Below are 25,685 nucleotides of genomic sequence, written 5' to 3'. Positions count from 1 at the left end.
AGCAACAGTTTACGGACCCGTGCCCGTGATCACCCATCGGCCGGTGGTGCGACGGTGTCCACGACGTCGATCAAGATCCCCCGCGCCAGCGCTCTCGGATCGGGGTCGAGTTCTCCGAGACCACCGAGCACCGCGCCGTCCACCACCGCGACGAGCCGGCGCAACTGATCCGTGTGCACGTCGCGGCCGCAGCGGTGGAGCAGTTCGGTGAGCAGTTCGTCGAGCTGCTCGCGCATCTCCAGCTGCACGTCGCGCAACTCGGGATGCCGTGCGGTCGCGACATAGCGTTCGTACCTCGAGATGAGGCGTTCCCGGTCTGCCTGACCGATCGCGCGCGGGCCGATGAGCAGGTCGACGATCAGATCGGCGGTGGAGTCGACGGCGCGCGACGATTGCGGAACCTCACGCACCCACTCGCCCATCTCGTCGAGTTCACGCGCGCTGTTGAAGTGCACGGCGCACGATATGAGGTCGTCGAGCGAATCGAAGTAGTAGGTCGTGGACGCCAGCGGGAGGCCGGCGCGGTTCGCGACGGACCGATGCCGGACCGCGTCAATACCGCCTTCGAGTACGAGGTCGGCTGCAGCCTCGACCAGCGCCTGGCGGCGCCGCTCGCCCTTCGGGGTCGCAGCAATCGACACCTAGTCATCGTGACAGCCCAACCACCTCTACCAGGGGCGAACGGGCCAGAGACCGACCGGTACGATCGGCTCCGCCGGCATGGGGGCTCGGCTGTCGTGCCCCTGGTCGTATCGACACGATCGGAGCGAAGTCGGAAATGAAACGTCGTCGGTTCCTACAGGCATCAGCATTCGGCGCAGCCGTGGCGTCCGTGGGTGTCGGGGGCCCCGGGCTTCCGGTCGCCTCGGCACTGCCCCTCGGCATCGACGAATACCGTCGCCTCGTCCCCGAACTGTTCACCCCTCCCCCCACCCCACCGGCGCATTCCGACGTGATCGTGGTGGGTTCCGGATTCGGGGCGAGCGTCGCCGCGCTGCGGCTCGCGGAATCCGGATCGCAGGTGACCGTGCTCGAACGCGGCATGCGCTGGCCCCGTGACCCGCAGCGGGAGATCTTCACGACAGATCTGCTCGCCGACGGGCGCGGCTACTACCACCGAACCTCATTCACCGGCCCCACCGGAATTCCCGTCGTGTGCGACGACTTCGCGGGTGTGCTCGACGTGACCGACTACCCGAACATGTCGGTGTGGCGCGGGGCAGCGGTCGGTGGCGGCTCGATCGTGTTCACCGGGGTGATGATCGCCCCCGAACGGCACTTCTTCGAGCATGTTTTCGGCAACCGACTGAGCTACGACGAGATGACCTCGACGTGGTACCCGAAGGTGCGGGCGATGTTGCGGCTCGATCCGATGCCCGACGACATCTACAACGCCCGCGAATTCACGCACTCGCGACGCTGGGACGACGACGCCATCAAGGCCGGCTACACACCGCACCGTATCGACGGCATCTGGGACTGGGACATCGTCCGTGCCGAACTCGCCGGGTCGGTGCGCCGGTCGGCGGTGGCGGGCGAATCGAACCTCGGCAACTCCAACGGCGCGAAGTTCGACCTCACCCAGAACTACATTCCAGCGGCGGAAGCAACCGGTCGCGCGCAGGTGTGCCACGCCCACCGGGTGCTGTCGGTCGGCCAGGAACCCGATGGCCGCTATGTGGTGGAGGTGCAGGCCGTCGATCCCACCGGTGCCGTCCTGAGTACCTCGACGTTGACGTGCGACAAGCTGGTGCTGGGTGCAGGCTCGGTCGGCACCACGGAACTGCTCGTCAAGGCACGTCACACCGGATCGCTCGCAAACCTCGACGAGCACGTCGGCCGCGGCTGGGGCACCAACGGTGACGCGGTGCTCGTGCGCTCGATCGCCGTGACCGACGCATTCGGCGGCGATCAGGGCGCGCCTTCGGCCTCCCGCGTGGTCGACGAATCGGGTCTGCCGTTGAGCCTCGAGAACTGGTTCGTCGCGGGCACCGCGAAGGATGTGGGCATGCTCGCCTCCCTCGGCATGACGCTGGACCCGACACGCGGCGAGGTCGTCTACGACCCGAACGCCGATCGGGGTGTGGTGAATTGGCCTTCGGGCGGCGAACGCGCGAGCGTCGACGCACTCCGGGCCGTGCACAACAGGATGGCTGCGGCCGGCGGCACCGTACCCGGCGCCGAGCCGATGGCGGCGGACGTCAACGCGTCGTTCACGGCGCATCCGCTCGGCGGTGTGGTGATGGGCGACGCGACGGACGACTACGGCCGGGTGCACGGGCACCCCGGCCTGTACGTCGTCGACGGTGCCCTGATCCCCGGGAGCACCGGCACGGTCAATCCGTCACTGACGATCGCCGCGCTCGCCGAACGCAACATCGCGCAGATCATCGCGTCGGGCAGGTAACAGCGCCGTTCAGGACACCGGCAGCCAGCCGGCGAGCCGGTCCAGCGCCGCCGACACGTCCGCGCTCGATCCGGCGAACGACAGTCGCACTGTCTCGTCGCCTCGGACGGTGTCGAAATCGATGCCGGGCGCAAGCGCCAGACCCGTGTCGTGCAGCAGCCGGGAACACCACGCGGTCGACGTCTCGTCGCCGAGCAGATGGGCGATGTCGGCGTATACGTAGAACGCGCCGTCGGCAGGTGCCAGCTTCGTGATGCCGAGATCCGGTAGGCCGGACAACAGCAGTTCCCGGTTGGCCGCGTAGCGGGCGACGTGCCCGTCGAGTTCGGCACGCGCTTCGGCGCTGAACGCCTCGATCGCCGCGAATTGTGCGATCGACGGCGGGCAGACCGTCATGTTCGACGCCAGGCGCTGCAAGGCCGGCCGCAGCGATTCCGGAACGAGCATCCACCCGAGTCGCCAGCCCGTCATCGAGAAGTACTTCGACACCGACCCGACGACGACCGACTCTCGCGACGTCGCCCAGGACGTCGAAGTGTCGGGCGAGCCCGGGGTGTCGAATTCGATGCCGTGGTAGATCTCGTCGGAGATCAGCAACGCGCCGTGATCGTCGCACCACCGGGCCAGTGCGGCGAGTTCGTCGGGTTCGATCATGGTGCCGGTCGGGTTGGCCGGACTCGCGACCACCAGTCCCGCAGGCGGGGTGTCGAGTGCCTCGAGCATGGCAACGGTGGGCTGGTAACGGGTGTCGGGACCGCAATCGAGTTCGACCACGTTGCAGCCGAGCGCGGCGAGGGTGTTGCGGTAGGCGGGGTATCCGGGCCGCGCGACGACCACGGTGTCGCCGGGGTCGAACGCGGCGAGGAACAGCAGGGTGAAGGCACCCGATGACCCCGTGGTGACCACGACGTCGTCGGCATCGACATCGAGTCCGTACCGCTCGCGGTGGTACCCGGCGATCACTTCGCGCAGCGGAAGGATCCCGAAGGTCTCGGTGTAGCCGAGCAGTTCCGTGTCGACGGCGTGGCGGGTGGCCCGCAGCACCGGCACGGGCGCCGGTGTCGACGGCTGCCCTGCAGCCAGGCTCAGCACGTCACCGTGGGTGCGCTGCCGTTCGGCGGCGGCCTTCCACACATCCATGACGTGGAACGTCTCGATTCGGGAGCGTCGGGATTCAATGCGCACGACCACGACGGTAGTCCTCCGCTCCCGGCGCTCAGAGCCGGATGTGCTGGCGGCCGAGCACGGCATCCCACGCGATGGGGACATCGTGAAGTGAAGCCGGGGCGCCGAACACCGCAGCACTGCCTGCGTCGTCGGCGGCGGAGACCGCAGCGGGTACCACGGGCAGCAGCAGGTGCGAATCGAATCGCCCGCCCGCATGCACGATATGGAAACCCTGGTTGATCGTGTCGTTGTGCCGGATGTCGGGAAGCGTGTCGAAGTCGTGGCCCGTGATGACCAACGCGAGCGAGGACCCCGCTTCGAAGAAGGTGCTGTGCGGCATGATCTCGATGTCGACGGGCACGATCTGTCCTGCCGACAGCGGCCAGTACTCGGCAGGGTCGATCACCGGTCGGTATGCGGTCGACGCCTCCGGATCGAGTGCGCGCCGCGAGACCCGGATCCATCCGTGCGCGACGACCGCCTCTTCGAACCCGTCGTGGCCTTCGAAACGGACCTCGTTGCCCGACGGATCGATCTTCTTCAGCGCGACGAACAGGTCCATGTCCTTGGCGTCCTTGGCCTCGACCCACAGCCGCAGAGCGGCGTGGCCCGTGACCTCGGTGTCCTCGTCGAAGGTTGTGGTGAAGACCAGTTCGTCGCCTGCGACGGGGAACATCCGGGCACTGGCCTCCTCTGCGGGCCGCTCCGAATGCAGACCACCGCTGGCGTGATCGAGATGGAGTGGAACGTAGCGGGTGTCCGGAATCGGCCACCGGGATTCATGCCGTTCGGAGTAGGTGCGCAGGTCGTGTCGGGTTTCGAGGCGAACACGCGGGGTCTCGTCGAATCCGTTGTCCTCGCCCTTGAGGAAATGGTCGAAGAACCGGCGTTGTACGTCCAGCGCCTCGACCCCGTAGAACGTCTGCCAGGTCTTGCGGCCGTGCGTGTACAGCCACTTGTCGGGCGATCCCAGCTGTGAGAAACCGGTGATGGAGCCACGCGTGCGAGGCCCCTGATCGGACCACGACGCTCCCACCAGAGCGGGCACGGTGATGTCGGCGAAGGGCGGTGGGCCCACGACGTGCCTGCAGCGGTCGGGGAATCGTCGCCACAGCCACGGAGAGATCCTCCGGATCGACGTCGACGGCGAGCGGCTGCCGCGCTGCGTCGCGCGCCACCAGAAACTGCTGAAATGTGTTTCCGGGATTCCGCCGTGGCTGAGCGTGTCGCGGAAGGGATCGGTGATGCCCTCCCACGGGGAGAAAGCGGCGAGATGCGGCGGATGCTGCGCCGCGGTGTACCACTGCAGGGTCGCCAGATGCGACACCCCGGCCATTCCCACCTTGCCGGTGCTCCACGGTTGTTCGGCTGCCCATTCGACGACATCGGCGGCGTCTGCCGCGATCCGGCCGAGCAACAGCCGCGGGCGGCCCTCGCTGGCGAAACAGCCGCGCAGGTCGGCGACGACAACGGCGTATCCGCGCGGCACCCAGTAACCGGGGTCGGGGGCTTCGAACGCCGTGTGATCACTCAGTTCGAGTTCTCCGACGAAGTTGCCGCCCTGCGCGAGTTCACCGAAACTCACCGGATAGTCGTCGACACAGGCGTCCTTGCCGTACGGCGTCACACAGACGAGGACCGGGTGCTGTTCGGATCCCTCCGGCCGGAAGACGTTCGCCCGCAATATGGTGCCGTCGGCCATTCGGATCGGGACACCACGCTCGACAATGATGTCGCCCGGCAGCGAGTAGAGCCTGACGCAATGATGCGCGAGCGGAGTCGGATCCTGCGTCGATCTACGCTTCCACGAACCCATTTGTCACCTCTGGCCTCTTCAGAAGATGCACCGAGTGTGAAACATTCAATCAGTATGCGCAAGTTCTTCCCGCACGGGAGCAAGTCAGAGCGCGATGCGTCCCTCGACCGCGGCAAGACCGATATCCGTGCGGAAATGGCCGCCTGCGAGCTTGATGTCATCCAAGGTCGCGTAAGCGTCCGCACGCGCAGCCGCGAGATCGTCGCCGACCCCCACGACGCTCAGCACCCGACCGCCCGCCGACAGGAGCGCTCCGTCGTCGCCGCGCTTCGTGCCGGCGTGAAGGACCTTGTCGCTGTCTGCACCACCGATGACGTCGCCGGTGCGCGGGGTCGCCGGGTAGTGCTCCGCAGCCAGCACGACCGTCACCGCAGCACCGTCGCGCCATTGCAGCGGCGGCAACTGCGCGAGCGTGCGGTTCGCCACCGCACCGAGCACCTCGCCGAGCGGGGACTCGAGTAGCGCGAGCACAGCCTGCGTCTCCGGATCACCGAAACGGCAGTTGAACTCGACGACCGCGGGACCCTCCTGCCCCATGGCCAGACCCGCATAGAGCAGGCCGGAGAAGCCACAACCCCGGCGCACGAGTTCGGCAGCAACCGGCTTCACGACTTCGTCGACGATCCGAGTGACAGCACCTTCGGGCAGCCACGGAAGCGGCGTGTACGCACCCATGCCACCGGTGTTGGGGCCGACGTCACCGTCGCCGACCCGCTTGTGATCCTGCGCGGGCAGCAACGGCACCACGGTCTCGCCGTCGACGAGGCAGAACAGGGACACCTCGGGTCCGTCGAGGAACGACTCGAGCAGCACGGGGTGTCCGTTCTCGATGATCTCCGCCGCGTGATCACGGGCGGCGTCTCGGTCGGTGGTCACCACCACACCCTTGCCCGCGGCAAGTCCGTCGTCCTTGACGACCCAGGTCGGGCCGAACCGGTCGAGGGCCTCGTCGATGATCGCGGGCGAATCGACGACCTCACTGCGTGCGGTACGCACGCCTGCTGCGGCCATGACGTCCTTCGCGAAAGCTTTCGACCCCTCGATACGAGCAGCGTCGGCGGACGGGCCGAAGCAGGGGATGCCTGCCTCGCGCACGGCCTCGGCGACACCCAGGACGAGCGGGACCTCGGGTCCGATCACGACGAGGTCGACCTGCTTGTCCTTTGCGAGCGCGACGACCTGATCGGCGGACGAGGCATCGACCGCGTACTGCTCGGCCACCTTGGCGATGCCGGCGTTGCCCGGGGCAGCCAGGACGGCCGTCACACCCGGGTCGCGGGACAGAGCCAGAGCGAGAGCATGTTCACGGGCACCGGAGCCGATAACGAGTACGCGCACGCACGACAGACTACGGGACCGGGCTCCACACGAGATCGGCACGGCCACGGGTGCGGGCGACGGCGGTGGCGTTGGGCAGATCGACTTCATGAACCCAGTCGCGGGCCTGCGATCGCGCACGACCACCTACGCGGTGCCGTCGAACGAGGCGCGGAGTCAGCGTCTCCGCCGGCACGTCCAGGTAGATCACGAGATCCAGAAGTGGACGGATTTCCTGCCAGCCACCGGCGTCGAACAACAGGTAGTTCCCTTCGGTGACCACGACTCGCGCAGACCGTTCGATGGCATGCACCGCCGCAACCGGGTCGTCGAGTCTGCGCGAGAAACCGGGGGCGTACACGGTCTCGTCCCGGCGCACTCGCACGCGCTGCAGCAGCTCGCGGAATCCCGCCACGTCGAACGTGTCGGGTGCCCCCTTGCGTCCACGGGCACCGCGGGCATCGAGCTGGGCATTCGACAGATGAAAGCCGTCCATCGGCGCCAACCCCGTCTCGATTCCGGCGCGGGTGAGCGCACCGACGAGCAGTCCGGCCGCGCGGCTCTTGCCTGAGCCGGGCGGACCGCACAGCCCGACGACCGTCCGGCGGTGCGCGGGTAGTGGGGCCAGGACCTCGGTGACAAGCTCGGCGATCAGCGCATGTTGCGTACCGACACGTGCAGATCCGGACCCGTCCATGACGGTGACGATACGACCGACCCGGTCGGCGGGCTGGACACATGTCCGTGCCACGCATATCGTAAATTCGTAATTCCGAATTTCCGAACTTACGGAGTACCGATGTCGACGAAGGTCCTCGCTGCAGTTGCCGTCACGACCGCCCTGACACTCACGGCGTGCACCGACTCACCGCCCGACGACGCCACCGCAACCGGCACCGCAACCTCGCCGGCCGTCGATTGCGGCCCGCCTCCCGCCGCAGACGTGACGAGCCCCGAAGGCTGGATCGGCTACCTCGCCGAACACCCCGACTCCGTAGGTCTCGTCATCGACGACGGACACGGGAACGTCGTCGCACACCGCGCCGACGACCCACAACCACTCGCGTCGGCAGTCAAGGTCGTCCACCTTGCCGCGTACGCGCAAGCCGTCGCAGACGGCACTCTCGACCCCGCCGAACAGATCCCGGTGGCCGAATGGGAACGCTGGTACCTCCCGGATACGGACGGCGGCGCACACCCCGCCGCCATGCAACGCCTCGGTGTCACCGCCGAGGGCACGGTCGCTCTCGACGACCTGGTGACCGCGATGATCCAGGAGAGCGACAACGCCGCACCCGACTACCTGCGCGACCGACTCGGCGACGACGCACTGACCGCAGCAGCCGAGCAAGGCGGCTGGCACGATTTCGCACCGCCCACCATGCTCGGCAATACGCTCGGGTTCATCGCACCGGAAGACACCGACGCCGACCTGTGGGACACCGCGCAGCACTACGCGAACGACCCGGGCTTCCGCGCCGAGATCCACAAGCTCCTGCAACAACCCGACGTGTTACCCGATGATCCGTACGGCGAAATGGACCGGATTCAACGCGACGACAATGCGGGCACAGCCGAGCAACTCGCGGGCATCCATCGGGCGATCGCCGACGGGTCGTTCGGGAGCGGAGCAGACATCGCCCGCGAGCATCTGGAATGGCAACCCGCACCTCCCGGCACCGAAGGTCTCGGATTCAAGGGCGGAAGTCTGCCCGGGATACTCACCGAAGCAATGAGTCTGCGGCTGGCCGACGGCACCGTCGCGACCGCAGTGATACTGACGTCGAACATGACGGAAGCCGACTACACGGCTGCGCGCGGAAGCTTCGCGCACCAAGGTCTGATGTTCGCGGCGATGACCGAGCCCGAGATCTTCGATCGGATACGGTGCGCTGTGTGAACGACCGCCCGACCGGCAGCCACGAGGACCGCATCGCCGACCTCGAACGGCGCATCCGACTCCTCGAGAACAGCGCCGCGCCCGAGGAGAACCCGGTCTCGGAATCACCGGGCGCAGCGGGCAGCATCGGCTACCAAGGCGCCGTGTCGTTGTCCGGCAACGTGTCGTGGACCATCGAATACGACGCTGCCGCCACCCTCGATCTCGATGGGTCCGCGATCGCAGCGGTCCTCGACGCGCTCGGCAGCCCCGACCGGCTCGCGATCGTGCGGACCCTCCTGCGAGGTCCTGCCACTGCAAGCGAACTGCAAGAGGCGACGGCCCTGTCGTCCCCCGGCCGTCTCTACCACCATCTGCGGACACTGTCGGCCGCCCACATCGTCGAACAGCAGTCCCGTAACCGTTATCACATCCCACCTGCGAAGGTCGTCCCCCTGCTTGTCCTCTCACTCGCTGCGGCCGATGTCGCCGAGCAGCTGTGATCGGCCTATTGTGCCGGTATGGCTTCCGTGTTCAGCATGATCATTTCCGGTGACCTACCCGGCCGTTTCGTGTGGGAGGACGACGATGTCGTCTCGTTCCTCACCATCAATCCGCTCACCGAGGGGCACGTCCTCGTCGTTCCGCGACAGGAAGTGGATCACTGGCAGGAGATCGACGACGACCTATGGGACAAGGTCAACCGTGTCGCCCGGATCGTCGGACGCGCAGTGTGCGCAGCGTACGAAGCGCCGCGCGCCGGGCTGGTGATCGCCGGTCTCGAGGTCCCCCACCTGCACTTGCACGTCTTCCCGGCGCACACGCTCGGCGACTTCGATTTCTCGCAGGCCGAGAAGGATCCGTCGGCCGAGTCGCTCGACCGGGCCCGCGACAGGATCCGGGCAGCGTTGCGCGAGCAGGGGCACGCAGAACACGTCCCCGACTGAAGCTACGCCTCAGTGCGCCCGCGGCTGCGACGCTGTCGACACCGACACACCGGCCGCCGCGGGCGCTGCTCCCGCGCCGTGCGGATCGTCGCCGAGCGGGTTGTCCAGAAACGCGGCCAGCTCCACCCACGACGTGGCGGGGGCCGTCGTTCCCGCGAGAATCCCGAGGTGGGTACCCGGAACACGAACGCACCGCACCCTCGGCGACCCGGTGAGAACCGACGTGACCGGCTCGACCGACGGGATCGGAGCGAGAACGTCGTCGGTGCCGCCGAACGCCAGCACCGGCACGTCGACATCGGCGAGTTCGACGACGCGACCGCCGAGCTCGAGCCGTCCCGTCGTCAGTTCGTTGCCCACGGTCACCTTCACCGCGAGCTGACGGAATGCCCGACCCGCGTAGCCTTCGATCTCGTTCTGGAACCGGTCGACGCGTTCCATACGCGCGAGCTTGTCGCGGTCGGCGATATTGGCGGCGACGAACCACGGCCGCCTCACCTCGCGCTCGAACGCGGTGACGCGGTAGGCAATCCGCACCAGCGGTGCAGGAATCCCACCGAACAGATGGTCGGCGACATCGAGCGCCGGTTCTGCGAGATACCTACCTGCCAACCGGGGAAGGGCCATCAGCGGAATCTTCGCGTAGTCGATGGGTGTCCCGAACGTGGTGATCGAGCGAACCGGTAATTCCGGGTGGGCCGCAGCAGTCAGTAGCGCAAGGCTTCCCGCGATGCTCCACGCGACGAGGTCGACGTTGCGTCCGCCCGACAGTTCCGCAACGCGATGAATCGCTTCGGGAAGCACGTCGTCGATCCAGAATTCGAGTCCGAGGTCACGATCGTCGTCGGTGATCTCCCCGTACTCGATGAGGAAGACGCTGCGGCCGAGCCCGACGAGGTGCGCGGCGAGACTCTGCTCGGGCATCAGGTCGAAGCAGGTCGGCGACGCCGCGAGCGGCGTCACGAGCAGCACGGGGTCGCCGCCGTCCTCGGGGCCGAAGCGGCGCAGCGTCCGGTGGGGGCCGTCGCCGACCACGACCGACGGCGTCCGGTGCGGCTCGGCGACACCGTCCGCCACGAACAACGACCACGCGTTGTGGGCGGCCTTCGACACGAAATCCGCGATCCCCATCTGGCTCCCTACCTGCCCTGCGAATCGGCATGATGCGAAACGCAGTCTAGAGGAGGGCGGGATGTCACTCCGGGTGCAGGCGTGGCATTCGCACGCGGAACGTCGACCCCCGGCCGGGGATGCTGTCGACGTCGACCGTCCCGCCGTGCGCGGCGACCAGCGCGGCGACGATGGACAGTCCCAGACCACTGCCGCCCCCGATGCCGCCGGTGCGTGAACGAGAACTGTCGGTGCGATAGAAACGCTCGAACACGCGCTCCCTGTCGACTTCCGACAATCCGGGTCCGGTGTCGGCTACCTCCAGCACGGCATCGGCGCCGACCGTACCCACGCGGACCGTCACCGCTGCGTCGGACGGCGTGTGGGTCAATGCGTTGGTCACGAGGTTCCCGAGGACCTGGCGCAACCGGACATCATCGCCCAGCACCTCCGGTGTGCCGGGCCCGTCCACGACCGCGAGGTCGATGGTGCGGTCCGGCGCGACGACCCTCGCTCCGTGCACGGCGTCGGCAGCGATCGCGAGCAGATCCACGGGCTTGCGTTCGAGCGGTCGTTGCGCGTCGAGCCGTGCCAGCATCAGCAGGTCTTCTACGAGGACGCCCATACGACGGGATTCGCTTTCGATGCGCGTCATCACCATGTCGGTGTCGTCGCTCGCACCCTGCTTGTAGAGCTCGGCGAATCCCCGGATCGTGGTGAGGGGCGTGCGCAGTTCATGGCTCGCGTCGGCGATGAAGCGGCGCATCCGATCTTCCGACCGGCGAGCAGACTCCTCCGACGCGGCGGTCGCGGTGAATGCCTCCTGAATCCTGGCGAGCATCGTGTTGAGTGCGACGGAGAGCCCGCCCACCTCGGTCCTCGGATCCGTTTCGGGGACGCGCTCGTTCAGGTCGCCGGCCGCGATCGCAGCCGCCGTACGCTCGACCTCCTGCAGCGGGCGCAGACTGTGCCGGATTGCGAAGTATCCGGCGATGCCGAGAAGAACGAGCACGACACCGCCGATCACCAGTTGCAGAACGACGAGTCGGTCGACGAGGTCCTCGGTCTCCGACAAGGTCAATGCGACCGTGGTGGTGCCTCCGTCCCGATCATCGGTCGTCAGGACCCTCCACTCGACACCCGACCCGTCGGCCGAGCCCACCGTGCTCAGTCCCGCTTCGGGTACCGGAGGCAGCTCGGGAGACTCGGGCTGGTCGTTGATCAGCAGCCGAACGTTGCCGTCGGCGTCGGTGAGATAGACGTAGAACGGACTCGGCGGACGTCCCGGGTCCGCAGCCTGCCGCGGTGGAGGAAGAAACCCCAGCGGCTTCGCCCAGGTCTGCCCGGCATCGTGCAGATCCCGGTCGACGCGGGAGATCATCGACGTCTCGAACGCCGAGGTGACAGCGAAGCCCGATGCCAGCAACCCCAATCCCGCGAGCAGGACCAGCGCCGCAACCAGCTTCAGCCGCAGCGGAACAGCATGCAGTCGCGGGAGCGAACGCGAGTTCACGCCCTGGGCTCACGCATCACGTAACCCACTCCCCGCAGGGTATGGATCAGGGGAACGTCACCGGTGTCGACCTTGCGCCGCAGGTACGACACGTACGACTCCACCACCCCCACCTCTCCCCCGAAGTCGTAGTTCCACACGTGTTCCAGGATCCGTGGCTTGCTCAGCACCGTGCCTGCGTTGACCACGAAATAGCGCAGAAGTGTGAACTCGGTGGGAGACAGCGAGACCGGCTGCCCGGCCTTGAACACCTCGTGGGTGTCGTCGTCGAGTTCGATGTCGGCGAACCGGACGCGCCCCGAGCGCTCGGACTCCGACACTTTCCCTGCGCGCCGGAGAATCGTGCGCAACCGTGCGATGACCTCTTCGAGGCTGAACGGCTTGGTCACGTAATCGTCGGCGCCGAGTGTCAGCCCCGAGACTTTGTCCTCGACGGCATCCTTCGCGGTGAGAAAGAGGACCGGGGCGTCGATGCCGTCCGCGCGCAGGCGCCGCAGCATCCCGAACCCGTCCATGCCGGGCATCATGACGTCGAGAATCATCGCGTCCGGACGGAAGCGGCGGGCCCTGTCGAGACCTTCGGCGCCACTCGAAGCCGTCTCGACCTCGAACCCCTGGAACTTCAGGCTCACCGACAGGAGTTCGACGATCGTCGGCTCGTCGTCGACGACCAGAATGCGGGCCTCGGGATTATCGGTCACGCGGACGATTGTCGCGCCCGCCCCTCGAGTCCCGCTGGGCGTTCGCTGTGAGCTTCCTGGGAACGGATGCGGTGAGATGGCCCACCAGGCCCTTGCCGCCGTCGACGGGCGTTCCTAACCTGGAGCGATGGTGACCGCATCTCGGTCTCCCGGACGAGCGCACCGTACCCGGCCAGCGACAAGACGGTGCAGGAGTTGTCATCATGGCATGGATCGTCCTTGTGTTGTCCGGTGTTCTCGAGGCCGTGTGGGCCACCGCTCTGGGTAAAGCAGCGGGTTTCACCCGGCTGGCTCCCAGCATCGTCTTCCTCGTTGCGCTGACGCTGAGTATGGCCGGCCTGGCCTACGCCATGCGCACTCTCCCGATCGGCACGTCCTATGCGATATGGGTCGGTATCGGCGCCGCGTTGACCGTGGGGTACGCGATGGTCAGCGGTACCGAGACCGCGTCCGTCGTGAAGATCCTGTTGATCGCCGGGATCGTCGCATGTGTGGTGGGGCTGAAAGTCCTGCACTGATCGCCGGGCTGATTTCTGTGTGTCTCCGGTTACAGTGAATTCATGAATTTGGGGTCCGTGTTGGCGGCACCGTTGCGAGTCGGCCTGGCGGCGGCAGATTCCGCGCTGCTCGTCGCCGAAACGGTCATCGGCACGATACGTATTGCGGTGTCGCCGGCGACCTATTCGGCGCTGGGCGCGATCGGGCTGAACGACACCCGAGACTCGATCGGGTTACTGCAGCAGGTGTCGCGGTTGACCGCAGATGATCGCGGTCTCGGGCAGGCCCTCCGCCCCGGCGGCCCACTCGACCGGCTCCTCGCGACCGGTGGTCCGGTTGATCGGCTCACTGCCCCCGGCGGCCCACTCGAACGCATCCTCGAACCAGGAGGAGCGCTCGACCGGTTGACCGTTCCCGGTGGCCCACTCGACCGGGTTCTCGCCGACGACGGAGCCCTCGACAGGCTCCTGTCGGAGGGCGGGCTCCTCGACCGCATCACAGCGCCCGACGGCCCGCTCGAACGACTACTGGCGCAGGACGGCGCAGTCGAGCGACTCACCACGCCGGGCGGCCTGGTCGATACTGCGCTCCGGCCCGGCGGAGTCGTGGAACGCGCACTCGCCGAAGGCGGCACGCTCGACGTGCTGCTCTCCGAGCGCGGCGCCCTCGAACGCCTACTCGTCGAAGGCGGCCCCCTCGATCAGATCGTGTCGCTGTCGGAGACCCTCGCAAGCTTGACTCCGGGCATAGTCCGAATGAACGAGAGTGTCGACACTCTGCAGGAAACAGTCGAGCTGCTGCGCGGCGCGGTGGGCCCGCTCGGCGACCTCGCGGGCAAACTCCCGGGCCGTTGGTTGCGCAGCAGTAAGGGCGAGATCCTCCCGCCTCCCTGACCAGGAACGATCCGACGTATCGAGAGCCTCAGCGATCCTCTCGCCGCGTCGCGACCAGCGCTGCCGCGTCGGCACCGGCCCGCACCACTGCATCACGCAACGACACACCGGTGCCGAGCAGGGCCGCGAGGGTGCCTGCGAAATGGTCGCCGGCACCGGTCGTGTCGACTACGGCGACGCGAGGAACCTCGATGTGCTCGACGCCGTCGTTCGTGCCGATCACGATGTCGTCGCCGCCCCGCGTCACCACGACTGCGGGAACCCGCTGGAGCAAACGCCCGACCGTGGCATCGATGTCGGTGCCCGGCTCGGTGTTCGCGTAGTACGCGGCCTCGTGTTCGTTGACGACGAGCGGGTCGGCCACCTGGAGTATTTCGGGGGCGACCGGAGCGGTGGGGCTGGGGTTGAGCACGAACCTGCGCTGTCGAGCACGGGCCCATGACGCCACAGCGTGCGTCACCGATGGTGGGAGTTCGAGCTGGGTGAGGACGACAGCCGGATCCAGCTCATCGAGCGCTTCGGTGACGTAGGCCGGGTCGAGGAGTCCGTTCGCACCGCCGATCACGATGATTCTGTTGCTCCCGTCCTCGGCGAGAACGACGATCGCGCGCCCTGTCGCGGCATCGAGTTCGGTCAGGTGACGCGTGTCGACACCCGCGCGGCGCTGGGCATCTCGCAGAGTGTCCGCGGCGTCGTCGTTTCCGACCGCCCCGACGATCGCGGTCGACGCCACCTCGGCCGCTCCGATCGCCTGGTTGGCGCCCTTTCCGCCCGGGTAGGTCGACAGACTCCGGCCCAGCACCGTCTCCCCGTCCTCCGGGGCACGCGTCACGAGCGCGGTCAGGTCGAGGTTCAGGGAACCGACGACAGCCACGACGCAGCGGTTCGCTGCCTCGATGTCAGCCGACGGCACTGCCCGGTTCCAGTCCCGGGCACACCATGTGCACTACGTCGTCGGCCCAGGTCTCGTCGACCCGGCCGTGCCGCAGGTAGGCGCCGAGGTACGAACCGACGAGCGTGGACACCGCGGTGTCGATATCGAGATCCGCGCGGAGGGCACCTGCATCGACAGCGGCACGGAGCACTTCGGCCGCGACTTGGCTGCGACTGTTGATGATGTCGCGGAACGATTCGGTCAAATCCGGGTCTGCGTCGGTGAGGACCGCGCTGACGCTACCCATACCGATGTCGCTCGAGAGCGCGACGCGAAGCAGATCGAGGGTCCACTTCACCCGGTCGTACATGCAGAGGCCGTCGGGTATGCGCGGCGCCGCGGACTGCGAATCGAGTGCGGCATCCAGCAGTTCGTCGCGGTTGGCGTACCGACGATAGATGGTGGTCTTCGCGACACCGGACAACGCCGCGACGGACTCCACGGTGACCCGGTTCGGTCCGTGCTCGCGCAGGATCGCGAGCACCGCACCCAGAATTCTCGCGTCCGTCCCGGCACGCGACTTGGCGGAACGTCGCGGCGATACGGACGCGGGTACCACGTCGGCATCGACAACCATGTCCATCCCTTCTAGGGCGAGTGTTCCCCGCCAGTGCATCGAGTTTGCGGAAGAACACCCCCCGAAATCAAACACTACGAAACGATACGCTACGCTGAGCGTATCGTTTTGCCAATTTTTCAGATTTCAGGAGCTGCGCATGACAGAGATCTACGCACCCACTTCCGCATACAACTTCGATTCGGAGACGCTTCTCGAGAGCTACCGCACATACGACGCAGTAGAACGCGCGATCGACCATCTCTCCGACGAAGGCTTCGCCGTCGAGTACCTGAGGGTCGTGGGCCAGGGCGTCACCACCGTCGAACAGGTAGAAGGACGGATGACCACGGCGCGCTCGACCGCCAACGGCGCAGGCGTCGGCGTATGGACAGGCCTGCTGTTCGGACTCCTGCTCGCCGTTTTCCTTCCGGCGAGCACCGTCGCCGGACCCATCCTCGTCGGCATCGCGCTCGGAGCCCTATGGGGCGGCGCACTCGGCTTCGTCGCCCACTACAGCACAGGCGGCAGGCGCGACTTCATCTCCCGCAAGAGCATCGAGGCGAGCCGATACGACCTGATGGTCGAGCAGGATTTCGCTACCGAAGCACGGGAGAAACTCGCACTGCGGTGAATTCCTCGCCGCTCGAGTACGCTCTTTCGCCCCGACAAGTCTGCCTCGAGATGGCATCATCCGGATATGGCCGATCCGACGTCGAATTCATCGCCGAAGTTGTCGGTGGGTACTGCCGTGATCGTCAGAGCCGGGGTTGCCGAAGCGAGATCGACACCCGGCAAGATCGTGGAGGATTACGGCAGTTCCCAGCAGGTAGTGGGCGCAGACCTCGGACGCGACTGGGCACCGATCCGCAGGTGGGCGGTCGCGCTCGACAACGGGCGTCTCGTATTCGTCGACGACGACGACCTGGAGATCGCTCCTGTCTGATCCCCGCACTCAGGCCGCGACAATCCCTGCCACAGGAATCCTGGCATCGACGGCCTGACGGAAATTGATCATTGCGCGCTCGAGGTGATCCCTGTTGGTCACCAGCACAGCGCCCGTTGCGCGACGCTCGAGCAGGACATCGTTGGTGAATCGCGCGTTCTCCACCGTGGAAGTCGACTCGGATTCCTCGATGATCCGCTCCGGCGGAACACCCCGCGACACCAGCCACTCCTTCATGGCACCGGCCTCGGTGATGCCGTTGCGAGGCACTCCCCCGGTGACGACGACGGGTGACTCCGGATAGCGCTCCGCCGCGCGGAGAGCCGCTTCGAGTCGTTGCGCGAGCACAGGCCGGATCTTGCCGTCCTCGGTCAGCCCTGCCCCGAGAACCACGAGATGGGTACCGATCGGATTCATGTCGAGCATCACCGGAAAACGCGGGGTCAGGTTCTCCAGCTCGGTGCACGCGATGATCAACTCGTCGATCGTGCCCTGACAGAGCGGAGTGACCGACAGTATTCCGTTGACGATTGTGTCCACCGAAGGTGTTGCAGCTGCCTGCCCTGTCGAAAGTCCGAGCGTGGCCGTCGCTGCCACTGTCGCCGCGAGCACTGTCCGTCGCACACCACTCATACACGTCCACCTTCCAAGGAGCGGTCGGATTCCGGATGGGCCGCACTGTGCCACATCCAGTGGGCCAGGTGGGCATGGCACCCGCGCGATCGGGACCTGTCACCACACCCGCAAGAAGATTTGAGGACCCCCGACAACGTGGCACGCCTGCTCGTTGGCGGGCGCCACCGCACAACGAGATCGAAAGCGCGGCGCTCGTCAGAGGCGTGGACAAACCCGAACCGCATGTGCCAGAGTTTCGACCACAAATGAAAAGGCCCGCCGCGAGATTAGGCCCTCGCGACGGGCGGTTGTCCGACTAGTACAGGAGTCGAACAGTGACCGAGCATACCCATGTTCCCAGTTCGGGTGGTATCCGTCGTGGGCCACGTCTGGCCGACAACTTCACCATCCTTTCCAACGCCCTCATCAACGATGAGCGCCTCAGTTTCCGTGCACGCGCAGTGCTGATCTGGCTTCTGTCCAAGCCCCACGACTGGAGTATTCGCTCCGACGCCATCGCCCGGCAGTCTCCACGCGAAGGCCGCGAAGCGATCCGCACCGCGATGCGCGAACTCGCCGAACACGGCTACCTCGTCCGCGAGAAAATCCAGGACGAGCGTGGCCGGTGGTCCACCATCCAGACCGTCTACGAAGAGCCCCAGACCGCCACGCCCCCGCCTCCCGTTCCGAAGCCCAGGAAATCGGATTCCGGTAAAGCGACCGACGGAGAACCGGGCGCTCTCACAAAGGACGGATCTCCAAGGACCGAAACCGACAACGACGCCGCGCGGACGATCGAATCGACCGGAGACGACGCAGCAACCTCCACGTCGCTTTTGTCAGCGGCAGACTTTCTCGCCAGGAAGACTCGCGCGGTCGTCGACGAATCCCACACACTTTTCACCACGCTCGAAGCGGCGACTCTCGCTGCGGGCCTGCCCGCGTCGTACGCGCGCATCAAACCCGAACAGAGGCGCGAAATCGCCACGCTGATCGAACTTCACGGCATCGACGCGCTTGTCGCGGCGGCCACCCGCGCACACCGGCCCGAGAACCCGACAATGCACGTCCACGGCTGGATCCGGCTGTGGAGGTCCCTTCCGGTCCACCGTTCGCTGACTCGATCGAGTTCCTGTCGCAAGTGTGTGAACGGGTGGGTCGAGGACGACGAATACGAGATCGTCGGCCGCTGCGAGTGCCGACGTGCTGCGTGATGCGCGACGGACTCGGTACCACACCGCTGCGGTCGAATACGCCCTATCCGAGACGCCGGCCAGCAGCGAGGGCGCCAACCGCGCGACATTGGTTTGACGAGGTCGCCAAAAGGCCATATGCGTCAATCCGGACTCAGCATCGGCCATGACTCAGCGAAGCCGTCGCCGACGGCGGTTCCAGCCACCGGTCCGATCAAGGGCATCGGCCGCCCCCGGGTCGCCTAACGTCGCAAAGAGCGAGCGGCGCCGCGGCGGGCCACCGTCGCATCACTCGGCGCCTGTTGCAGCGACACGGCGCCAACCACCAGATCGTGACGGTGCGGTAGATACGCGAAACCCGGCTCACCAACCGTCCGGAAGGCTGCCGGGTTCACTTCACCAGAGGCTACTGCCCTGGGCGCCATCTACGCTGCCAGAGCCCGCAATAGCGCGCAACCCAGTGCGGAATGCAGCGTAATCTCCGGAGCCCTCGTCCCCTCCGCCGACCACCACCCGACGTCGGCGGGCCCGTTCGAGTACACCCCGCCGGTCGTCACTCGAGTCGCCAACGGGTTCCGGTTCCCGAACTTTCGGTTCGGCCCGCGCGGCGGCAGTCATCCGCTCGTCGAACGTGAAGTTCGCCGCATCAAGTACCGGTGAGGCACATCGTCGTGGTGGTTCGAGGAGAACGACATCCTCGACGCAGAGGCGAGTAGATGAATGTGAATTCCCGGTCCGGGCAAAGAACGGGACCCTGACCGCCGTTTTGGCTGGTCAGAGTCCCGTTACCGGAGCCCCCTGTCAGGATTGAACTGACGACCGCTCGCTTACAAGGCGAGTGCTCTACCACTGAGCTAAGGAGGCATCTCGAGCGCCGCCCATCATATAGTGCGTCACACTCGCCGCGCACACCCGGTCCGTTTGGCTACCGTGGGTCTCATGCGTTTCACCCCTGACTGCCACGGATTCGTAGGTGACGGTTGCCGGTGAACTTCCTCAATGGCGCCGCCAATCTGATCTTCGGCAAGCGCCGCGCGACCATCGACGCGGTCACCGCCGCACCCGCGCCGCTCCAGCCGATCGACCTGACGGACGACGCAGTGGTCGCCGAGGCGCTGGACGTCGCAGTTCGTGTGGGGGAAGTCCTGCTTGCGGCGGGCACCGGCGCGATCGACACCTCCGAGCAGGTACGGTTCGTCGCCGCCACCTACGGTCTGGCCCAGTGCGATGTCGACGTCACCTACAACTCGATCGTGCTGTCGGCGTATCGCGGGCAGACGATGCCCCCGGCCAGCACGATGCGCGTGGTGCAGTACCGATCGATGGACTTCACTCGACTGGCAGCGGTCGATCGTCTCACCCGGAGAATCCGACGCGACGCCATCTCGCCTGCGCAGGCCCATGAGGAACTCATGGCGCTCACCAGCGCGCCCCACCCCTACAACCGCTGGGTTGCAACGGTCGCGTGGTCGGGCATGGCCGCTGCGATCTCCGTGTTGCTCGGCGGTGGGTTCCTCGTTGCCTTGGTGGCCTTCGCATCGACGTTCGTGATCGACCGCGCCAACCGATTCCTCAACGGTGCAGGGTTGCCGTTCTTCTTCCAGCACGTCGCCGGCGGCATCATCGCCACTGCGCCGGCCATCACGTTGTACGGATTCCGCGAAGCACTCGGTATCGATATTTCGCCTGGGCTGATCATCGCGGCGGGGGTCACCGTGCTGCTGTCCGGACTCTCTCTGGTGGGTTCGGTGCAGGACGCCATCACGGGCGCGCCGATCACTGCGTCGGCGCGGTTCTTCGAATTGCTGATGATGACCGGCGGGATTATCGCCGGTGTGGCAACGACGCTGCGCATCGCCGAGGTGTTCGGGGCCGAACTTCCCCTGATCACCTATGCCCCGCTGCCCGATCTGACACAGCTGCCGACGAAGGTCACTGCGGGTGCGGCGGCTGCATTGTTCTACGCGCTGGCCTGTTACGCGGAGCGCCGGGCCCTGACGGTGGCCGCGCTCGCCGGCGCGGCAGGCGCCCTCGTCTATCAGTTGTCGCTGGGGCTGAGCCTCGGGCCGATCGTGTCGTCCGCGATCGCCGCGACGGTGATCGGCTTCGCGGGTGGTTTGATGGCCCGCCGCGCGCTGATCCCGCCGCTCGTCGTTGCCGTTGCCGGTATCACTCCCCTTCTGCCGGGCCTGGCTCTGTATCGGGGTCTGTACGCAATGCTGCGCAACGAGGTGACCACCGGCATGACAGCGCTGTTCTCGGCGTTCGGAATTGGATGCGCTCTCGCCGCAGGCGTGACGCTCGGTGAGTGGCTCGCCCGGACGACGCGGCATCCCCGCGTTCTCCTCGGGGCCGCAGCGAGCGGGTTGCGCCGACCGCAGATGCGCCGGACCGGTTCGCGGACCGCGATGGAGGAAGCAGAAGATCGTCCCAGCGCCACCGCGACGACCGGGCCGATTCCGGTCATCGACGGCACCGGGTCCCTACCCATCATCGAAGGCACCGGTCCACTTCCGACGTCACCGATCTCCACCACTGCGCCGATACCCGCACAAAAGACGAGAGTCACCCAGCGTTTTCGTCGGCTGCGTGACTCTCGTCGGATGTAGAAAAGTCTCTAGGAGCTACCCTCGCGGGCCTTCTCGTCGGCCTCCATTGCGTCGCGCAGGCTCTTGGGACGCATGTCGGTCCAGTTCTGCTCGACGTACTCGACGCACGCAGCGCGCGACTCTTCGCCGAATACCACCCGCCACCCCTGCGGGACCTCGGCGAAGGTCGGCCACAGCGAGTACTGCTCCTCGTCGTTCACGAGAACGTAGAAGCGGCCGTCTTCGTCGTCAAATGGATTCGTGCTCATCTCGCCTCACTTGTTGCGTAGGTGTGCTGGCTCGGTATTCTATCAAGCTCGCCGATCTCCGCCCGCTCCACCGATTGCCCCCTCAGTCGGCGTTCGAGGACCGAAGAGAGGACCTCTCCTGCACGAACGGCCGCGTTCGACAGTAGCGACGCAGTCAAACCGTGAGTCTTCTCCGTCCCTCCCAGCAGGTACACGTCGGCCGCGATCTCGGCCGGCAGCTCCAGACGATAGTCGCGTGCCACCGGCGGCACCGGGGTATTCCACGCGAGGTCTCCGAGCATCGAACCGAGCGATGTCGGCTCGAAGCCGGTCGCAAGGACAACGGCGTCGCACTCCAATGTGTCGGACGAGTCGTCCAGACTGTTACGAATCTCCACTTCGATGCCCGTGGAGGTCTCCGTGGTGGCGAGTACCTCGGATGCGCGGCGCATGAACAGACGGCGCGGCCCACGCACCCTCTCGCGGTATTCGGCTGCGTACAGCGCTTCGATCAGTTCGGGGGCCACGACCGCATAGTTGGTGCCCTTGTGCAGCGCGAGGAGCCGTTCGCGTTCCTCGAGCGGAGCCGAGTGCAGTTCGTCGACCACCTCGGGGTCGAAGATCCGGTTGGCGTACGGGCTGTCGTCGGCGGGGCTGTAGCCGAAGCGGCCGAAGACGTTGTGGACCTCTGCCTGCGGATAGTTGGCGTGGAGGTACTGCACCACCTCGGCAGCGCTCTGACCGGCACCGACGACGACGAACCGCTGGTGGACGGGAGAGGGCATCTCTTCGAGGTGGAACAGGAAGTCGTGGTTGTGGAAGCAGCGTGACGACTCGGTTGCCCAGGAAGGAACGCGAGCCCGGAGACCGACACCCATCACGACGGTCCGAGCGTGCACGACACTGCCGTCTGCAGCGCGGACCGTGAACAGGTCGGCGCTTCCGCGCGCGTTGTGCAGCGGCTCGACGGCCACGATGTCGGCGTCGTAGCGAACCTCGGTTCCGACCCGTCGCGCGGCCCACTGGAGGTAGTCCTGGAATTCGAGCCGGGTGGGGAAGAACGTCTGATGATTGACGAAGTCGACCAACCGGCCGTGCTCGTGAAGGTAGGAGAAGAAGCTGTAGCTGCTGGTCGGATTACGGAAGGTGACGAGATCCTTGGGGAACGCGATCTGCATGGTCGAGCCTTCGAGGAGCATTCCGGGATGCCACGCGAACTCGGTACGACGCTCGAAGAAACACGCGCGAACCTCGTCGCCCGGAGAGCTTTCGTTGTGTTCCTCGATCGCAATGGCCAACGCCAGATTCGCGGGACCGAAACCGATGCCGACGAGGTCGAAGACTTCCCCGTGCGGGTCGCCCTGCACCTCCGATTGACCGGTGAATGTACTTGATCGGTCGATCATCACTCAACTTCCGTAGTCGGGGGCAATGCTGCCCGCAGCCGGCTCGCCTCAACACCCCTGAACATAGCTCAGGCTAACCTTGGTTCGGCGAGCGTACCAAGCGAAGTGCCCCCTATGGGGACCCTCGTTTCGGACACGCCCACGGCCTGTCCGAAACACCCGAAAAAGCACGAGCGCGGCGGAACCCCACAGGGATTCCGCCGCGCTCGCACCACACGGTCCGGGTCGCTTGCGCTAGTCGGCCAGGAAGTCCAGCAGCAGTTTGTTCACAGCTTCGGGTCGTTCGAGGTATCCGTAGTGACCGGCGTCCGGGACCTCCTCGTACCGGGCGTTCGGGATCGCATCGGCGACCTCACGCGTCAGGTATGACGGAATCATCCGGTCGTCGGCGAATCCGACCGACAGGCACGGCACCCGCACCGACCGGTAGGCGGCACGGCGGTCGAACTCACGGTCCATCCCGAGCTGAGCCCGCACACCGGGCGAGGCACGACCACCGCTGAACTCGAATACGTCGAGCCAGTCGCGGGCAGTGTTCTCGTCGGCCAGCGACGCAGGCGACAGGTTCATCACCGCGGTGAGCGCGGCCTGGTACTTCGCGGGCAGTTCCACTCCGCTGTCGTACAGCTGACGTTCTCCCTCGGTCAGCGTGATCTGGAAACGGTCCATCCGAGCATGCCCTGCGAGGAACACGGCCTTCCGCACCAGATCCGGCCGGGCAAGCGCGAGTTCCTGCGCTACGCGCGAACCCATGGACGTTCCGACGACGTGCGCCGGGCCGCCGAGCAACTCGATCAGGCCTGCGGTGTCCTTGACCATGTCCTCGATGGTGATACCACCGAGACTCTCCCCCGACGGCGCGATGCCGCGATTGTCGAACGTCGCGACGCGATATCCCTCCTTCACCAGAGCGGGAACCTGATGCAGATCCCACACGCGGCCCGGGCTACCGGTCCCCATGATCAGGACGACCAGGTCGCCGGAACCCTTGACCTGGTAATTCAGTGGGATTCCGTTGATGGTGGCGATGGGCATGAAAACCTTCCTCGGCGAATAGCGAACAGCGCCACATCTCGACACGTGGCGCAACCCCCGCTACACCGTACCGTGATGGCTCGTCGCCCCACGCCTCCACGCACCTGACTCGATCCAGCGGAAGGCGGGTGGCGTCGATGCGTCCGATTCTCATAGAGTCAGGTAGAGCGCCTGCTCACAGCAGTCACCCCGGGAGGACAATCATGGCCGCGGAACCCACGGCGAAAGACATCGTGGACGAGGAGATCGAACCCCTCGCCGACGAAACCGCACGCCAGGCGCAGCGCGTCGTCGCCGCATACGCCGAGGATGCGGACGAGTGCCGCATGCTCCTGTCGATGCTCGGCATCGGCCCGCTCGACAAGAACTGAACCAACGAACCGTAGGCGGAGAGGACACAATGTGACGACCGGCGAGGCGGAACCGCGCGAAGATTCCGACACGTTCACCGAATCGGACTTCGTGGTCGTCGCGAACCGCCTCCCGGTCGACCTCGAACGGCTCCCGGACGGCTCCACCCGCTGGAAGCGCAGTCCGGGTGGTCTCGTCACCGCGCTGGAGCCGATCCTGCGCAGTAACCGCGGCGCCTGGGTGGGCTGGGCCGGTGTTGCGGATGCAGACATCGACCCCATCGTCGAAGACGACATGGTCCTGCATCCCGTCCCGCTCAGCGCCGACGAGATAGCCGACTACTACGAAGGCTTCTCCAACGCCACCTTGTGGCCGCTCTACCACGATGTGATCGTGCGCCCCGAGTACCGGCGCGAGTGGTGGAACGCCTACGTAGAGGTGAATCGGCGATTCGCCGAAGCAACGGCGAAAGCCTCCGCGCACGGCGCGACGGTATGGATCCAGGACTACCAGCTCCAGCTGGTCCCGAAGATGCTCCGAATGCTGCGGCCTGATCTCACCATCGGATTCTTTCTCCACATCCCGTTCCCACCGGTCGAGCTGTTCATGCAGATGCCGTGGCGCACCGAGATCGTCGAAGGCCTTCTCGGCGCCGATCTCATCGGGTTCCATCTCGCGGGCGGTGCAACGAACTTCCTGTATCTCGCCCGCCGGCTGGCCGGGCATCAGACGTCCCGCGGGACGGTCGGTGTGCGTTCCAAACTCGGTGTGGTGCAGGTCGGTTTCCGCACCGTCCGGGTGGGAGCGTTCCCGATCTCCATCGCGTCGGGAGCTCTGGACGAACAGTCCCGAAGCAAATCGATCCGCGCCCGCGCCAAGGCAATCCGCAAGGAACTCGGCAACCCGGCCAAAGTGCTGCTCGGCGTCGACCGGCTCGATTACACCAAGGGAATCGATATTCGCCTCGATGCCCTTCGAGAACTCATCGCCGAAGGCCGCGTCGACCCCACCGAAACGGTGATGGTTCAGCTCGCGACACCGAGCCGTGAACGAGTCGAATCGTATGTGCAGATGCGCGGCGAGATCGAGATGGTCGTCAGTCGCATCAACGGCGAATACGCCGAGGTCGGTCGCCCGGTCGTGCATTACATTCACCGCCCGGTGCCCCGCGAAGACCTGATCGCGTTCTTCGTCGCAGCCGACGCAATGCTCGTCACCCCTCTCCGCGACGGCATGAACCTCGTCGCCAAGGAATACGTCGCTTGTCGCAGCGACCTCGGTGGAGCACTCGTTCTCAGCGAATTCACCGGCGCTGCAGAGGAATTGAAACAGGCCTACCAGTGCAACCCGCACGACCTCGAGGACGTCAAGGACAAGCTCGAGGCCGCGCTGACGCAGACCCGCGAGGAAGGCCGCAAACGGATGAGAGCCCTCCGCCGTCAGGTTCTGACCCACGACGTGGATCGGTGGGCGCGCGCGTTCCTCGACGCACTCGCCCACCAGGGGGCCGCCGGTCCCGCGCTGGTCGCCCCCGCGGAGACCGACGAACCGACCTGACCGCCCGT

26 protein-coding genes, 1 tRNA gene and 1 riboswitch are annotated in these 25,685 nt (G+C 66.3%); of the genes, 12 read left to right on the top strand and 15 right to left on the bottom strand.

All coding sequences use genetic code 11. The annotated features are described in order from the left end of the window. Positions 1-29 precede the first annotated feature (29 nt). On the bottom strand, positions 30-641 hold the full coding sequence (locus tag HCA61_RS11000) for a TetR family transcriptional regulator (protein ID WP_169688222.1): 612 nt from the start codon (positions 639-641) through the stop codon (positions 30-32). 137 nt (positions 642-778) lie between these two features. On the opposite strand from HCA61_RS11000, the gene HCA61_RS10995 reads away from it, so the two are divergent. Next, complete coding sequence (locus tag HCA61_RS10995; RefSeq protein ID WP_169688221.1) at positions 779-2,407, top strand: GMC oxidoreductase; 1,629 nt, start codon at positions 779-781, stop codon at positions 2,405-2,407. Between the two features lie 9 nt (positions 2,408-2,416). Here HCA61_RS10995 and HCA61_RS10990 read toward each other — a convergent pair whose 3' ends face one another. The 4 genes from HCA61_RS10990 to HCA61_RS10975 all read right to left on the bottom strand — a co-directional run bounded on the left by HCA61_RS10990 (position 2,417) and on the right by HCA61_RS10975 (position 7,404). Beyond that, entirely contained in the window at positions 2,417-3,592 is a 1,176-nt protein-coding gene (locus HCA61_RS10990) for a pyridoxal phosphate-dependent aminotransferase (RefSeq protein WP_169688220.1), read from the bottom strand. Positions 3,593-3,623: 31 nt separating this feature from the next. Continuing rightward, positions 3,624-5,390 carry a CocE/NonD family hydrolase gene (locus tag HCA61_RS10985; protein ID WP_240959132.1) on the bottom strand — a complete coding sequence of 589 codons (1,767 nt, stop codon included), beginning with the start codon at positions 5,388-5,390 and terminating at the stop codon, positions 3,624-3,626. A gap of 84 nt (positions 5,391-5,474) precedes the next feature. Continuing rightward, complete coding sequence (gene purD / locus HCA61_RS10980; RefSeq protein ID WP_169688219.1) at positions 5,475-6,728, bottom strand: phosphoribosylamine--glycine ligase; 1,254 nt, start codon at positions 6,726-6,728, stop codon at positions 5,475-5,477. 10 nt (positions 6,729-6,738) lie between these two features. After that, positions 6,739-7,404: a nucleoside/nucleotide kinase family protein gene (locus tag HCA61_RS10975; RefSeq protein WP_169688218.1), complete on the bottom strand. Its 666-nt coding sequence runs from the start codon at positions 7,402-7,404 to the stop codon at positions 6,739-6,741. Between the two features lie 102 nt (positions 7,405-7,506). Here HCA61_RS10975 and HCA61_RS10970 point away from each other — a divergent pair, with 102 nt between their 5' ends. Genes HCA61_RS10970 through HCA61_RS10960 form a run of 3 tightly spaced genes read left to right on the top strand, consistent with a single transcriptional unit; the run spans position 7,507 to position 9,533 of the window. Beyond that, positions 7,507-8,607: a serine hydrolase gene (locus HCA61_RS10970; protein ID WP_169688217.1), complete on the top strand. Its 1,101-nt coding sequence runs from the start codon at positions 7,507-7,509 to the stop codon at positions 8,605-8,607. After that, positions 8,604-9,089, top strand: a complete 486-nt coding sequence (locus tag HCA61_RS10965) for a helix-turn-helix domain-containing protein (protein ID WP_169688216.1) — start codon at positions 8,604-8,606, stop codon at positions 9,087-9,089. The genes HCA61_RS10970 and HCA61_RS10965 overlap by 4 nt, the downstream gene beginning before the upstream one ends. An 18-nt stretch (positions 9,090-9,107) precedes the next feature. Beyond that, entirely contained in the window at positions 9,108-9,533 is a 426-nt protein-coding gene (locus tag HCA61_RS10960; protein ID WP_169688215.1) for an HIT family protein, read from the top strand. Positions 9,534-9,542: 9 nt separating this feature from the next. Here the strand turns inward: HCA61_RS10960 and HCA61_RS10955 are convergent, their stop codons facing one another. The 3 genes from HCA61_RS10955 to HCA61_RS10945 form a co-directional block, all read right to left on the bottom strand. Continuing rightward, positions 9,543-10,664 carry an alpha/beta fold hydrolase gene (locus HCA61_RS10955; RefSeq protein WP_240959131.1) on the bottom strand — a complete coding sequence of 374 codons (1,122 nt, stop codon included), beginning with the start codon at positions 10,662-10,664 and terminating at the stop codon, positions 9,543-9,545. A 64-nt stretch (positions 10,665-10,728) separates the two neighbouring features. After that, complete coding sequence (locus HCA61_RS10950; RefSeq protein ID WP_169688214.1) at positions 10,729-12,156, bottom strand: HAMP domain-containing sensor histidine kinase; 1,428 nt, start codon at positions 12,154-12,156, stop codon at positions 10,729-10,731. Next, positions 12,153-12,857 (bottom strand): response regulator transcription factor, encoded by a 705-nt coding sequence (locus HCA61_RS10945; RefSeq protein ID WP_169688213.1) that lies wholly within the window; start codon positions 12,855-12,857, stop codon positions 12,153-12,155. Before HCA61_RS10945 ends, HCA61_RS10950 begins: the two co-directional genes overlap by 4 nt. A 127-nt stretch (positions 12,858-12,984) precedes the next feature. Then, positions 12,985-13,050: riboswitch (guanidine-III (ykkC-III) riboswitch) on the top strand. 10 nt (positions 13,051-13,060) lie between these two features. On the opposite strand from HCA61_RS10945, the gene HCA61_RS10940 reads away from it, so the two are divergent. Together HCA61_RS10940 and HCA61_RS10935 are read left to right on the top strand one after the other, a co-directional pair. Continuing rightward, entirely contained in the window at positions 13,061-13,375 is a 315-nt protein-coding gene (locus HCA61_RS10940; RefSeq protein WP_169688212.1) for a multidrug efflux SMR transporter, read from the top strand. Positions 13,376-13,417: 42 nt separating this feature from the next. Beyond that, positions 13,418-14,248, top strand: a complete 831-nt coding sequence (locus HCA61_RS10935; RefSeq protein WP_169688211.1) for an ABC transporter — start codon at positions 13,418-13,420, stop codon at positions 14,246-14,248. Positions 14,249-14,276: 28 nt separating this feature from the next. On the opposite strand, the gene HCA61_RS10930 is transcribed toward HCA61_RS10935, so the two are convergent. Continuing rightward, positions 14,277-15,161 carry a ribokinase gene (locus HCA61_RS10930; protein WP_346777544.1) on the bottom strand — a complete coding sequence of 295 codons (885 nt, stop codon included), beginning with the start codon at positions 15,159-15,161 and terminating at the stop codon, positions 14,277-14,279. After that, positions 15,148-15,759 carry a TetR/AcrR family transcriptional regulator gene (locus HCA61_RS10925; RefSeq protein WP_240959129.1) on the bottom strand — a complete coding sequence of 204 codons (612 nt, stop codon included), beginning with the start codon at positions 15,757-15,759 and terminating at the stop codon, positions 15,148-15,150. The genes HCA61_RS10930 and HCA61_RS10925 overlap by 14 nt, the downstream gene beginning before the upstream one ends. A gap of 139 nt (positions 15,760-15,898) precedes the next feature. Here HCA61_RS10925 and HCA61_RS10920 point away from each other — a divergent pair, with 139 nt between their 5' ends. Continuing rightward, complete coding sequence (locus HCA61_RS10920) at positions 15,899-16,372, top strand: general stress protein (RefSeq protein ID WP_169688209.1); 474 nt, start codon at positions 15,899-15,901, stop codon at positions 16,370-16,372. A 66-nt stretch (positions 16,373-16,438) separates the two neighbouring features. Continuing rightward, positions 16,439-16,684: a hypothetical protein gene (locus tag HCA61_RS10915; RefSeq protein ID WP_169688208.1), complete on the top strand. Its 246-nt coding sequence runs from the start codon at positions 16,439-16,441 to the stop codon at positions 16,682-16,684. A 9-nt stretch (positions 16,685-16,693) separates the two neighbouring features. Here the strand turns inward: HCA61_RS10915 and HCA61_RS10910 are convergent, their stop codons facing one another. Next, complete coding sequence (locus HCA61_RS10910; protein WP_169688207.1) at positions 16,694-17,317, bottom strand: YdcF family protein; 624 nt, start codon at positions 17,315-17,317, stop codon at positions 16,694-16,696. A gap of 317 nt (positions 17,318-17,634) precedes the next feature. Between HCA61_RS10910 and HCA61_RS10905 the strand changes: the two genes are divergently transcribed. Next, positions 17,635-18,513 (top strand): replication protein, encoded by an 879-nt coding sequence (locus tag HCA61_RS10905; RefSeq protein WP_169688206.1) that lies wholly within the window; start codon positions 17,635-17,637, stop codon positions 18,511-18,513. Positions 18,514-19,284: 771 nt separating this feature from the next. Here HCA61_RS10905 and HCA61_RS10900 read toward each other — a convergent pair. Then, positions 19,285-19,356, bottom strand: a tRNA-Thr gene (locus tag HCA61_RS10900). A gap of 122 nt (positions 19,357-19,478) precedes the next feature. Here HCA61_RS10900 and HCA61_RS10895 point away from each other — a divergent pair. Next, a complete protein-coding gene (locus HCA61_RS10895) occupies positions 19,479-21,101 on the top strand; it encodes a threonine/serine exporter family protein (protein WP_169688205.1) in 1,623 nt (540 codons plus the stop codon). Positions 21,102-21,109: 8 nt separating this feature from the next. Here the strand turns inward: HCA61_RS10895 and HCA61_RS10890 are convergent, their stop codons facing one another. The 3 genes from HCA61_RS10890 to HCA61_RS10880 form a co-directional block, all read right to left on the bottom strand. After that, positions 21,110-21,349: an MbtH family protein gene (locus tag HCA61_RS10890; protein WP_169688204.1), complete on the bottom strand. Its 240-nt coding sequence runs from the start codon at positions 21,347-21,349 to the stop codon at positions 21,110-21,112. Further along, the gene (locus HCA61_RS10885) at positions 21,346-22,734 is read right to left on the bottom strand and encodes a SidA/IucD/PvdA family monooxygenase (protein ID WP_169688203.1); all 1,389 of its coding nucleotides are present in this window, start codon (positions 22,732-22,734) and stop codon (positions 21,346-21,348) included. Before HCA61_RS10885 ends, HCA61_RS10890 begins: the two co-directional genes overlap by 4 nt. A gap of 234 nt (positions 22,735-22,968) precedes the next feature. Further along, a complete protein-coding gene (locus HCA61_RS10880; protein ID WP_169688202.1) occupies positions 22,969-23,769 on the bottom strand; it encodes an alpha/beta hydrolase in 801 nt (266 codons plus the stop codon). 203 nt (positions 23,770-23,972) lie between these two features. On the opposite strand from HCA61_RS10880, the gene HCA61_RS10875 reads away from it, so the two are divergent. Continuing rightward, the gene (locus tag HCA61_RS10875; RefSeq protein WP_169688201.1) at positions 23,973-24,140 is read left to right on the top strand and encodes a hypothetical protein; all 168 of its coding nucleotides are present in this window, start codon (positions 23,973-23,975) and stop codon (positions 24,138-24,140) included. A 31-nt stretch (positions 24,141-24,171) separates the two neighbouring features. Then, on the top strand, positions 24,172-25,677 hold the full coding sequence (locus tag HCA61_RS10870) for a trehalose-6-phosphate synthase (protein ID WP_346777543.1): 1,506 nt from the start codon (positions 24,172-24,174) through the stop codon (positions 25,675-25,677). Positions 25,678-25,685 lie beyond the last annotated feature (8 nt).

Origin of the sequence: Rhodococcus sp. HNM0563, from assembly GCF_012726195.1 — a bacterium.
Lineage (GTDB): Bacteria > Actinomycetota > Actinomycetes > Mycobacteriales > Mycobacteriaceae > Rhodococcus.
The sequence above is the reverse complement of the archived record's forward strand: the minus strand, read 5'-3'. Positions and strand labels throughout refer to the sequence as shown.

Bases quoted from the DNA above. Each gene is read 5' to 3' on its own strand.
- HCA61_RS10995 (WP_169688221.1), top strand. From the start codon at position 779: ATGAAACGTCGTCGGTTCCTACAGGCATCAGCATTCGGCGCAGCCGTG.
- HCA61_RS10985 (WP_240959132.1), bottom strand. From the start codon at position 5,390: ATGGGTTCGTGGAAGCGTAGATCGACGCAGGATCCGACTCCGCTCGCG.
- HCA61_RS10975 (WP_169688218.1), bottom strand. From the start codon at position 7,404: ATGGACGGGTCCGGATCTGCACGTGTCGGTACGCAACATGCGCTGATC.
- HCA61_RS10970 (WP_169688217.1), top strand. From the start codon at position 7,507: ATGTCGACGAAGGTCCTCGCTGCAGTTGCCGTCACGACCGCCCTGACA.
- HCA61_RS10960 (WP_169688215.1), top strand. From the start codon at position 9,108: ATGGCTTCCGTGTTCAGCATGATCATTTCCGGTGACCTACCCGGCCGT.
- HCA61_RS10955 (WP_240959131.1), bottom strand. From the start codon at position 10,664: ATGGGGATCGCGGATTTCGTGTCGAAGGCCGCCCACAACGCGTGGTCG.
- HCA61_RS10940 (WP_169688212.1), top strand. From the start codon at position 13,061: ATGGCATGGATCGTCCTTGTGTTGTCCGGTGTTCTCGAGGCCGTGTGG.
- HCA61_RS10935 (WP_169688211.1), top strand. From the start codon at position 13,418: ATGAATTTGGGGTCCGTGTTGGCGGCACCGTTGCGAGTCGGCCTGGCG.
- HCA61_RS10925 (WP_240959129.1), bottom strand. From the start codon at position 15,759: ATGGTTGTCGATGCCGACGTGGTACCCGCGTCCGTATCGCCGCGACGT.
- HCA61_RS10920 (WP_169688209.1), top strand. From the start codon at position 15,899: ATGACAGAGATCTACGCACCCACTTCCGCATACAACTTCGATTCGGAG.
- HCA61_RS10915 (WP_169688208.1), top strand. From the start codon at position 16,439: ATGGCCGATCCGACGTCGAATTCATCGCCGAAGTTGTCGGTGGGTACT.
- HCA61_RS10910 (WP_169688207.1), bottom strand. From the start codon at position 17,317: ATGAGTGGTGTGCGACGGACAGTGCTCGCGGCGACAGTGGCAGCGACG.
- HCA61_RS10890 (WP_169688204.1), bottom strand. From the start codon at position 21,349: ATGAGCACGAATCCATTTGACGACGAAGACGGCCGCTTCTACGTTCTC.
- HCA61_RS10885 (WP_169688203.1), bottom strand. From the start codon at position 22,734: ATGATCGACCGATCAAGTACATTCACCGGTCAATCGGAGGTGCAGGGC.
- HCA61_RS10880 (WP_169688202.1), bottom strand. From the start codon at position 23,769: ATGCCCATCGCCACCATCAACGGAATCCCACTGAATTACCAGGTCAAG.
- HCA61_RS10875 (WP_169688201.1), top strand. From the start codon at position 23,973: ATGGCCGCGGAACCCACGGCGAAAGACATCGTGGACGAGGAGATCGAA.